The 10,231-nt window shown below is 58.2% G+C and carries 9 protein-coding genes; 5 read left to right on the forward strand and 4 right to left on the reverse strand.

The window, feature by feature from the left end; all coding sequences use genetic code 11:
* The first annotated feature begins 85 nt into the window (after window positions 1-85).
* From L0976_RS26975 to L0976_RS26985, 3 genes are read left to right on the forward strand one after another with little or no spacing between them, the layout of a single operon-like run.
* Complete coding sequence (locus L0976_RS26975; protein ID WP_234190083.1) at window positions 86-2,473, forward strand: ATP-binding protein; 2,388 nt, start codon at window positions 86-88, stop codon at window positions 2,471-2,473.
* On the forward strand, window positions 2,470-4,143 hold the full coding sequence (locus tag L0976_RS26980) for a DEAD/DEAH box helicase family protein (protein ID WP_234190092.1): 1,674 nt from the start codon (window positions 2,470-2,472) through the stop codon (window positions 4,141-4,143). Before L0976_RS26975 ends, L0976_RS26980 begins: the two co-directional genes overlap by 4 nt.
* On the forward strand, window positions 4,140-4,661 hold the full coding sequence (locus L0976_RS26985) for a hypothetical protein (protein ID WP_234190094.1): 522 nt from the start codon (window positions 4,140-4,142) through the stop codon (window positions 4,659-4,661). Before L0976_RS26980 ends, L0976_RS26985 begins: the two co-directional genes overlap by 4 nt.
* Before the next feature lie 7 nt (window positions 4,662-4,668).
* On the opposite strand, the gene L0976_RS26990 is transcribed toward L0976_RS26985, so the two are convergent.
* From L0976_RS26990 to L0976_RS27005, 4 genes are all read right to left on the reverse strand, one after another.
* The gene (locus L0976_RS26990) at window positions 4,669-5,355 is read right to left on the reverse strand and encodes an Eco29kI family restriction endonuclease (RefSeq protein ID WP_234190096.1); all 687 of its coding nucleotides are present in this window, start codon (window positions 5,353-5,355) and stop codon (window positions 4,669-4,671) included.
* On the reverse strand, window positions 5,352-6,506 hold the full coding sequence (locus L0976_RS26995; protein WP_234190098.1) for a DNA cytosine methyltransferase: 1,155 nt from the start codon (window positions 6,504-6,506) through the stop codon (window positions 5,352-5,354). Before L0976_RS26995 ends, L0976_RS26990 begins: the two co-directional genes overlap by 4 nt.
* Window positions 6,490-6,915, reverse strand: coding sequence for a very short patch repair endonuclease (locus L0976_RS27000; RefSeq protein ID WP_234190107.1), 426 nt, complete (start codon window positions 6,913-6,915; stop codon window positions 6,490-6,492). Before L0976_RS27000 ends, L0976_RS26995 begins: the two co-directional genes overlap by 17 nt.
* A gap of 90 nt (window positions 6,916-7,005) precedes the next feature.
* The gene (locus L0976_RS27005) at window positions 7,006-8,319 is read right to left on the reverse strand and encodes a GTP pyrophosphokinase family protein (protein WP_234190108.1); all 1,314 of its coding nucleotides are present in this window, start codon (window positions 8,317-8,319) and stop codon (window positions 7,006-7,008) included.
* 673 nt (window positions 8,320-8,992) lie between these two features.
* Here L0976_RS27005 and L0976_RS27010 point away from each other — a divergent pair.
* Both L0976_RS27010 and L0976_RS27015 read left to right on the forward strand, forming a co-directional pair.
* A complete protein-coding gene (locus L0976_RS27010; RefSeq protein WP_234190110.1) occupies window positions 8,993-9,355 on the forward strand; it encodes a hypothetical protein in 363 nt (120 codons plus the stop codon).
* A 284-nt stretch (window positions 9,356-9,639) separates the two neighbouring features.
* Window positions 9,640-10,128, forward strand: coding sequence for a recombinase family protein (locus tag L0976_RS27015; protein WP_234190118.1), 489 nt, complete (start codon window positions 9,640-9,642; stop codon window positions 10,126-10,128).
* Window positions 10,129-10,231: the final 103 nt, after the last annotated feature.

The raw sequence follows: 10,231 nt of genomic DNA on the forward strand, positions 1-10,231 counted from the left end.
ATGCAAGGATTTGTCACTACTTTTACAAGTAAAGCCTTAATAAATTAGAGATATCGAATATAGTTGCTGGTGAGGACGAGACTGCATGGCTGGAAGTGAATTCAATCTCGAACCGAGCCCACGGGTCTTGCCCATGTTGGGCGAGATCAATCTCGATCAGTGGCGCTGCATCGCGGAGCTGATCGACAACTCAGTTGATGGCTTTCTCAAGCAAAGTCGCGAGGACGCGCCGTTCGCGAATGCCCGGGTGGATGTGATCCTGCCCGCAGCCGACAAGGACGGCGCGACGGTACGTATCCAGGACAATGGAACGGGAATGACGGTCGAGGTCCTGGAGCAAGCTGTGCGGGCGGGTTGGTCTGGGAACAATCCGATCGACAGCCTTGGCTTGTTCGGCATGGGATTCAATATCGCCACGGCTCGTCTCGGCTCGGTAACGGAAGTCTGGACGACGAGAAAGGGCGACCTTGAATGGCACGGCCTTACGATCGACTTTGATGAACTAAGGCGCCAGCGTCATTTTCGCACGCCAAAGTTGACACGTCCCAAGGCCGATCCGGAACAGCATGGCACCGAGGTCACGATCAAGAGGTTGAAGCCCGAGCAGCGCAAATGGCTGGTTAAGAACGCAAACCAAACGACCCTGAGAAAGCGTCTCGCCCAAGCGTACTCTGCCATGCTTCGCACGAATGGCGTTCCCATCAACTTCGAGCTTTACATCAATAACAAGCGCCTAGAGGCTCGTCGTCATTGTGTCTGGAACGAGGATCGGGTCGTGCCGGGCGTTGGGGGAGCCACGACGAGCGCGATGATCCCCATCAACCATACGCTGCCAACGCGCTTTTACTGCACGAATTGCCTGACCTGGGTTCCCGAGGCCACGGAATCCGAACCCTGCCCACTCTGCTCCGCCGAGAGTTCCGTCGTTAAGCGGCAGCGGCGCATCAAGGGATGGCTTGGTATCCAGCGTTATCTGGATCAGTCGGAGTTCGGCATTGACTTCATCAGGAACGGCCGGAAGATCGAGATCTCCAACAAGGACTTGTTCTCCTGGAACGATGATGGGGAGAGCGAGGAGCGCGAATATCCGATCGACGATCCCCGAAACCGCGGTCGTATCGTAGGTGAGATTCATATCGACCATTGCCGCGTCAGCTATTCGAAGGACCGTTTCGACCGCGCGGATCCTACGTGGAACGAAATGGTGCAGCTCCTCCGGGGCGAGGGCCCCTTGCGACCCGAGAAAGCCAAAGAACTTGCGTTTCCTCCAAACGAATCACCATTGTTCGCCTTGTTCAAGGCTTTCCGTCGCACGAGTCCCCATTCGAAGACGGCTGGCGCATACGCGCGTATTCTCATAGCCAAGGACAACAACCTCGCCATGGAAATGGCGAGTTATTTCCATGACGGTCATCCGGAGTATCAGGACGACACCAAATGGTGGGAGTTGGTGGAAGCCGCCGATCGCGAATTGCTATACGGCCAAGCAGGCCAGCCCGGAGCCACGGGTCAACCAGCCGGACAGCCCACGGCTTCGCCAGGAGGAGATGGAGGACTGCCCCCCGGCATCATCGACAACCCGGCGCCAGGCGGACAGCCCGCCCCACAAACGCCGCTTCCGGCCGCTCCTGCTCCCGCGCCCGCCGCGCCGGTACGTCGCGAAGTCGCGAGCCTGACGAGGAAGTACCATCATCAGTCTTCGGGGTTGATGTGGAACGTCGTGGCCTATGAGGTCGCTTCGAGCGACCCGGACTTGCCGGCTGGCGTTCCATGGGCGATCGTGCTCGGGGACATCCCCACCAAGACGTACCATTACCTGTACAACCCACTGCATCCAATTTTTCAATCGATCACGATGACGCCTCGCGACGGGATGTTGGCACATCTTGCCTACATGACGGCCGATCAAACGCGCAGCTCCAAGCACACCCCGGATATCGCGTCCATACTGAGCGAATTCCGGTCCGCCTACGGGGATGAGAACGCCCTCGACTTCAAGGCCCTTCCAGCCGATGCCTCGGCAATCTTGGTGGATGTCGCGAGAGCATTGGTGAACGCCTGCCCGGAAGAAGAACGCGCGTCGCTCTTCAACGACCTGTCGGTGCAGGAGCAGACCACCGTGATGCGAGCTCTAGCGGGGAAAAAGATCAAACCCGCCGAGGCAACCATCGACGGCAGCTTCCTGCAGTCCGCCCCCTCCGACATCATCAAGACATTGGTGATCAGGCGCCCTGAGCTTTGCTTCGACGGCAAGATCTGGGACGAGCCGTACGGCGACCTCGACTATGGGGACACGGAAATCACGGAAGACGCGAGAAGGAGCGTGCTGTCCAAGTATGTGAGCCTGGTGAGCGATGCCATATGGCTTTCGAAACAGGACCTGAGCGACTTGGGATCCGCGTCCAAGGATGAGATCATTCGCGCGGTCATGTCCCTGCAACTCCTTAGACCCGATGTCGAGCCCACTTCATGATCCCCTTTCTCGACGATCGCCGCCTTCTTCGTGGCCCCTGGCAGGCATTTGAAAGGGATGTCGCGCGGATGCTCATCCATGCGGGCTTCGATGATGTGCGTGTTGTTGGCGGCAGCGGAGACAAGGGCGCCGATATCGTCGGGGTCAAGAACGGGGAAATCTGGGTTGTTCAGTGCAAACACACGACCACGGCGCCCGCCACGAAGTACGCGGTGCAGGAGGTCGTTGATGCTGGCACTTTTTACGGCGCGAACCGGATGGTCGTCGCGACCTCCAGGGCGATAGGCGGAGGACTACAGGCTGAAATAGATCGTTTTCGCCGCATTGGGATCAACGTCGAGCTCCTCGATCCGGCAAACTTGGCACTGATGGCGGCGCGTATCCCTGAATACGCGAAGTCGCGTCGGGAACTCAGGCCCTATCAACAGGACGCGGCCGCCCGCTTCCGCGAAGGCCTCACCGATACCGGTCGAGCGCAGGCTGTCCTGGCCACTGGAATGGGCAAGACGGTGGTGATGGCCGAGGTAGTCAGCGACCTTTACCGGGACGGGTTAATCCGTGACAATCGCGTCCTGGTGCTGGCCGACAAGCGCGAACTAGTTCGCCAGCTTCAGTTCGGGTTCTGGTATCAGTTGCCCAAGTGGATACCGACGCATCTGCTTTCCGGAGACGAGATGCCTTCCTTTTATGACGGCATAACATTCGCGACGGTGCAGAGTGTCATTGGGCGGGTTGACGAACTTCCCAGCTTCGGTTTGGTCCTCGTCGACGAGGCTCATCATATCGGCTCGACGACATTCAGGCGAGCAATAGAAGCGCTTGAGCCGCCAATGGTGGGTGGGGTCACGGCGACGCCGTGGCGCGGCGACGGGTTCGATATCGATGAAATCCTCGGCAAGCCGCTCGTCAGGCTCGGCATTTCCGATGGCCTCAAGAACAGATATCTCAGCGAGGTCGACTATCGCCTCCTGGCTGACAACATCGATTGGAAATTCGTTCAAGAAAGGTCCGTCCACAACTACTCGCTCAGCCAGCTCAACAAGAAGCTGATCATGCCGACGCGGGACGAGGAAGCGGCGCGACAGATTACCGAGGTCTTTAAAGACGAGAACCGCCGTGGAGGCATCATATTCTCACCCACCGTCGATCACGCCGAAAGCTTCGCGGGCTCGCTGCGGAGCTTCAGTCTTAGAGCCGAGGCCATCTCCTCCAGGCAGGACGCGCGGGAGCGCGACAGGCTGATGGCAATGTTTAGGCGCGGCGACATCGATTTGCTGACCAGCGTGGACCTTTTCAACGAGGGAGTGGACGTGCCGGACGTCGACCTGATCGTGTTCATGCGCGCGACACATAGCCGGCGGATTTTCGTTCAGCAACTCGGGCGCGGTCTCCGAATCAGCCCTGGAAAGGACAAGGTCATAGTATTGGACTTCGTGACCGACCTCCGTCGCATAGCGGAAGTGGTCGAGCTTGAGAAGGCGTCCTCCGGACCGCTGGAACGTTTGCCCCTTGGCCACCATTTGATCAACTTCAGGGATGCATCCGCTGGCAGCTTCATGTTCGAATGGCTGAAGGACCAAGCGGATCTCATGCTGCGCGAGGGGGACGCCCAGCTTGAACTGCCGAAGTTCGATTTTCCCATCACGCCGCAACCCGGAGGCGTCGCATGAGCGTTCCGGACGCGGTAAGGCGGGAGATCAAGGAAATGCTTTGGTCCGAGGCCGACCGGCTGAATTGGCCCTCGCTCTCGGCCTCCGATAAGTCTCGTTATTACGGCATTTGGACCGAGACGGGGGATGTCGGGGGGCGACTGAGCCAGTACATGGACCCTCGACAGGTCCGCGTCTACATCAAGGACACGCTCCTGAAGCCATACACCCGGGAGGCGTCGGCTAGTCACGACTTGGCCTTTCGTGTCTTGGGCATTGGAGCGGAAGTACGGCCTGTCGTCAGCTACATCAAGCCGCACGGAAGGTTGCTCGATGACGATCGTCATGTCGCCTGGAGCAAGGCAAGCGAGTGGAAGGCGACGCTGATGGCTCTCCATGAGCGAGCATTTCAACGCGGCATCCCCTACGGTGCGGTCCTCACGCATGCCGGATCCAAGTTTTCACTAGAGGATGACCGACGCGTTGTGGAAGCGGCTGCCTCGAAGCTAGGCATTGAAAGGGTTGTTTGGCTCGGCTGACACGAGGTCAAACCTCATCCGCGGCTTGCTGGGCCTCAGCTTCTTCGGCGGCCTGCTGCTCTTCAATCACCTTGGGGAGCTTTTCGAGCGCCTTGCCGGATAGGTAGTCGGAGACCCGGCGTCGCAGGAACTCTTCGGTCAAGGGGCTCTCAGCCAGTTTCGCCGCGAAGGCGCGGCCAGGATGCAGGACATCCCACGGCGAGCGGTACTGCGTCGCGCGTCGCTTCCCGGGATCCCTGTTTCCGAAGCCGTCGATCGCTCTGTTCCAAAGCGGCTTGAAGGTCTCGATCAGTATGTTCTCGCCGAGCGGAATCCAGATATCATCCACGACCAAGAACCTAACGAGAAAATCCTCGATGCGCAGGTTGCTCGCGTGCTCGATGGAGGTGGCGTGCTGAGCAAGTCGATCAGCCAGGGAACGGCCCTTGGATGCGTCCGAGCTCAGCCCGCCCTTGCGTCCTCCCTTTGGTATGGCCTTCCCGATATAAATCGGCCGCGAGAACACGTCGTTCAAGTTCCCCGTCCTGATCGGCGCGTAGGCGGGAAAATCTCCAACGTAATAAATTACGTATATGCCCGCGCCCTTCACGTCGCCGGCGGCGGACAGCGGCATCGGCGACCGTCCCAGCAGCTCGAACTCAATGCTCTTGGCGAGGTTCGCCTTGTCGAGGGGATTATAAGGGCTTTCGCTCACGCGGCTTTCTTGGGCAGATGACTCGCAACGCCTTCGCCCACGATGCGGGCTAGCTCGACGGGCACGGCGTTTCCAAGCTGCCGCATCGTCTCCGTCCATGACCCATGGAAAAGAAAGTCATCAGGAAAAGTTTGCAGGCGCGCGCTCTCGCGGACGGTGAAGTAGCGAACCGATCCGTTCGGGCGAAGAAGCATGTTCTCGCCACCGGGAACGCCGTGCACACCAGCCTTCAGCGTTTTCGCCGGTTCGTCGAGGGCACTGCCTGTATGGCCGTGGTATGAACGCGCGCCGGGTTGGAAACGATGATTCAGAAGCTTCTCGCTCGCGACCGGGTCGAACTCTGGATCAGGCAAACCCAAAAGCGCGTCGCGGGTAGTGCGCCAAGGCGTGAGGTTGGTATCATTTTCCGATGGCACGCTTGTGCTAGCGACGGGGCGATCCTTCCGGGCCACGCGATGTCGATCCCAATAATCTCCGTGGGCCTGATCCCAAAGCATGGCCTCGCGGGAATGAGTTCGCAGGGGGAAATGCCAGCTCACGCCTAGATCCTCCCGGAACCCGACAAAGAACACGCGCTCCCGCTTCTGCGGCACGCCATAATTCGCGGCGTTCAGAACCTGGGCGACCACCCTGTAGTTCAAGCCGCTCCTGCTACCGCTGGTGTGATGTTGTTCCAGGCGCGCGAGATGGTCCTCCCACTCCTCGTCGCGGCGGGCCTTGATGTCAGGGTGTTCCAACTGAAGCTTGATGTATTCGAAATAGTTGCGAAAACTCGCCCGTGTCAGGCCCTTGACGTTCTCGAAGATGAAGGCTTGCGGGCTGGTCTCGCGCACGGCGCGAATGGCTTGGGGAAACATGTCCCGAGCATCATCATAGGCGCCATGCTTGCCGCCCATCGAAAACGGCTGGCACGGCGGGCCGCCTGAAACGAGACGGATCTTGCCCTCGTATGGCTTGAAATCGACCTTGCGGACGTCGCCCTGGGTGACATTCCAATTGTCGACCGCCGCGATCCCGCGCTTCTTGTTCTCGCGGATGGTGTCGCAGCAATAGGAATTCCACTCGATCACGTTCACGGGCCGGAAGCCCGCGTCGTGCAATCCAATCCCTAGCCCGCCGGCGCCCGCGAAGAGTTCAATCGATTTCATCATTGAAGAATGCCTGTATTTTACTTTCGAGCAAAGCCTGATCTTTTGTCTCGCATTCCCATATTACCAACACGTCCCAGCCATCGGCCTTGAGCGCCTGTTCGTTCCTGCGATCCCGCGACGCGTTGCTTTCCAGCTTTGGAACCCAAAATTCCTGGCGTGATTTCGGCAGGCGGGCCAGCTTGCAAGTCGAATCGGGATGACGATGCCAAAAGCATCCATGCACGAAAATCACCTTGCGTCGCACGGAAAATACGAGGTCGGGAGAACCCGGCAGTTCGCGACGGTGAAGTCGGTAGCGATAGCCCATGGAATGAACGAGGCGACGAACGACCATTTCGGGCTTCGTGTCCTTCCCTCGGATGAGGGACATGCGCTTCGACCGCGCGGATGTGCAAAGCGTGTCAACCATTCCATGCGACTTCAACATTATCTCCCCAAGACAAGTAACCGAGATCCGGCCTATCGTCCCGCGAAATCGAGCCCGCTGCCCTGGATGCTGTCACGGGCGGGTCGATGGGTCCCTAGCCTCGGTCAAGGCTACTCGGACACGCTCGTCGGGGTGGTTTTCCAACTCTTGGAATACCGCATTGAGGGCCTCGGTCGCCTCCAGCAGGACCTTGCGGGACGGGATCTCTATTCCATGCACGAGGTTGTTTCGCAAGCGACGGACACCCGAGATCGTATCCACCGCAGGGGCGGAAAGGTCCAGGGAACGCGCGCCAACTAGTGGATCAATGTACCCGCGCTTGGTGGGAAGAAGGTCCGCACCAAGGATTTTGAACGTTCTTTCGAGCGTGATCCACGCCGAAAGGAAATCGCCGACCTTGTCGGCCCGTGACGCGGCTTGGAGCGATGGCTGTGGATAGATTTCCGGAGCCGTCAGGGTGGACTGCAAGGGTCCGTAATATGAATACAACTCGGGGTGCATCCCAAGGATGACATCCGCGATCTGATCGGACAGCGCAGGGCCGTTGGCGGCCGCCGCAGCGTCCGGAAGAAGGGTGCGCAATCTGTCGGAGCTATTGAGGTCCGCCTTCCTGAGGAGCTCGTAGAGAATATCGACTCGCCCAACCGCAGGTTCCCGGCCGCCTGGCACGCTTCCCCGCATCCACTTGTGGAGGAAGGCGGCGAGTTCGTAGTGATTGTCGAATTTCGCGTCATGCGCCCCACTCAGTCGCCGCTCAACTGCCTTTTGAAGCCGTTCAAGCGCGATTTCACCGGCGATCACCATGCCGTTCAGCTCATCAAGGATGGCATGCTCCTCCTCGGAAGGCATGCCGCTTTCGGGCTTGTAGACGAGATCATGTTCGACCTCCGCCCAGGAGTGCATCAGGACGGAGCCGACTTGGATCTCGATCGCCGCTGCGGCGTAAGATTTCTCGCCGTCCTCAAGCGCCGTCTCGAGCATGAGTACCCGGTAGTGATCGGCGTGATATCCGTCAAACCGCTTGGAGTCCTTGCGAACTTTCGTTTTCTCGGGAAAGTTTTTCACCTTGAGGACGTCGAAATGTTCGCCCAGTATGGCTTTTACCTTATCACGGTCCGCTGGAAAATAGAGGGCGATGCGAACGCCGGCGAGATCCGGGATGTCGGTCCTGATCTCATCGTTGTTTTGATAGTCTTTCTCTTTGTTCCGTTGCTGCAACTTGGCCTGCAGCTTATTGGGGCGCTTCGCCCGATGGCTGACGATGGCCCGCACGCCTTGGGTCGCCAGCAACTGTTCGCAACGTCGGCTGCAAAGGGATGCCGCCGATTGATAGTAGTCATACTCGCGCGCGTAAGCGTTTATGAAATCGGAAACAACTTTTGACAATCGACTATCCCCCCCCCCGCACCGACCCTAGCGAGCTAAGCTCAATAAATTCAAGAATAATATTCCGATGCTCAGGCCTTTACCCATGATGGCCTTACTGTTCGATTCTATCCTACGCACTAGAGGATGTGAGACGGCTACGGCATTGGCAATATGCTTATCAGGCAACATCTCTTTTCCTCAATGTCATCCAAGCCTATGAGAGTATCCGCGCGGTCATCGATCAGGTCGAGGTGGACAGCCCGGAGATCTGAATTTTCGGAAACGACGCTTGAGCGGATGGTAGTGGGCGGCGGCGCGATCCCCGCGACAGTGCCCAGTTTTGTTCGGAAGTGGCGCGCCCGGCAAGATTAGAACAATCTGATGGCGGTGAGCCAATTGGAGTGAGATTCGTCCGCTTTTAGAAAGCGTTGATTAGAGGTTGAACGTCGGGCTTGAGGGCGCAGAATGCCCGTTCCAACAGCGCTAGGCGGTGCGCCCTGTTGCCATACTCTGGCGGGCGCTCCATGGTTGCCTGAGAACTGGAGATTGACGGTTGAGTCATCGCTTAACGACAGCCATTCGGATATCCGACGCCGCCAAGGCGATACTCCGAAAGACTCGAAGCTTCCCCGATGAGGCCTCTACCAATCATGACGTCATCCTCCGTATGAAGGAGACGGGGGTTGAACCCATGCTCCTTGCTCTCGCGATGGAGCTGGCACTGAAGGCGTGGTTTGTCTTCGATTTCGATGACCCTAAACACTCCAAGTCACATGACCTCTCCAAGCTGTTCGGCCAGCTCAAATCGGAAAGTCAGGAAAAACTGGATCAGGAGTTCAAAAGGTCGGTCGCACCGTATCATCGCAACATCTTCTATGTCGATTACAGCATTAAACATGTGCTTTTTCAGCATAAGGACGCCTTTGTAGACTGGCGCTACTTGCACGAGCCCAAGTCGACGATGTTCGAACATGGTGCTTTCGAGGCGACGCTGGAAATGGTTCTCAGTGAGTTTGACAAAAGGTACTACACCGTACCAGTGGCCCCGCTTTAGCCGTTCTAACCGTCCTTGCCCGATGCGCCCTGTCAGGCAGCGCTTGATGCGCGTACGTATGGCTTAGGCGCGTCGCCAATAGTGGCGGCTTTAAGGAACCTTTTTCTCCACTCGAAATGACTGAAATGGGGGCGCAAAGCGGTCAATGTTCACCTAGTACGCTGTAACGCGAAGGTATACCCTTGCGTGACGGTTCCGACGTTACGCTCGCCGCCGTCACATCTGGGTTGACGTCGGCTATTTGTGACAGGGTAGCCTCGGGCCTAAAGGTCGAGGTTACACAAATGGCACGAATTGGCTACGCGCGCGTCAGCACAGGCGATCAGGCTTTGGAAGGGCAGCTTGACCGGCTTCGGGCCGAGGGCTGCGAAATCATTCGCTCAGAAAAAATGTCGGGCGCAAGCCGCGAAGGTCGTAATGAACTCTCGACAGTTCTAGAATTTCTGCGCCTTGGTGACGAGCTGGTCGTGACCCGGCTAGATCGGCTTGGACGCGATACGCGCGACGTTCTGAACATCGTGCACGAGTGTCAGGAGCGAGGCGCATTCGTGACGGTGCTCGATCCTCACGTGTCCACCCGAGGGGAGATGGGGCACGTCATTCTGACGGTCCTTGGCATGGTCGCGCAGATGGAGCGTCGTTTCATAAAGGAGCGGCAAAAGGAGGGGATTGAACGAGCGAAATCCGCGGGCGTCTACAAAGGTGGTCGTCAGCGTATCGACCGGGCATTAGTTGAGGAGCTCGATCGTGAAGGCCTGTCCGTCGTCAAATGAACTGAGACTTTTCGGGCTTTGGAAGAGCGGAGTTTCCGGCTCGGTTTGCGGGTTGATTTAAGCCGCTTTGGCGTGATGGTTCAAGCGGCGCTGTCTGATGGTG

Source organism: Shinella sp. NM-101 (genome assembly GCF_021401195.1).
Lineage (GTDB): Bacteria > Pseudomonadota > Alphaproteobacteria > Rhizobiales > Rhizobiaceae > Shinella.

Bases quoted from the DNA above. Each gene is read 5' to 3' on its own strand.
- L0976_RS27015 (WP_234190118.1), top strand. From the start codon at position 9,640: ATGGCACGAATTGGCTACGCGCGCGTCAGCACAGGCGATCAGGCTTTG.
- L0976_RS26985 (WP_234190094.1), top strand. From the start codon at position 4,140: ATGAGCGTTCCGGACGCGGTAAGGCGGGAGATCAAGGAAATGCTTTGG.
- L0976_RS26980 (WP_234190092.1), top strand. From the start codon at position 2,470: ATGATCCCCTTTCTCGACGATCGCCGCCTTCTTCGTGGCCCCTGGCAG.
- L0976_RS26995 (WP_234190098.1), bottom strand. From the start codon at position 6,506: ATGATGAAATCGATTGAACTCTTCGCGGGCGCCGGCGGGCTAGGGATT.
- L0976_RS26975 (WP_234190083.1), top strand. From the start codon at position 86: ATGGCTGGAAGTGAATTCAATCTCGAACCGAGCCCACGGGTCTTGCCC.
- L0976_RS27010 (WP_234190110.1), top strand. From the start codon at position 8,993: ATGCTCCTTGCTCTCGCGATGGAGCTGGCACTGAAGGCGTGGTTTGTC.
- L0976_RS27000 (WP_234190107.1), bottom strand. From the start codon at position 6,915: ATGGTTGACACGCTTTGCACATCCGCGCGGTCGAAGCGCATGTCCCTC.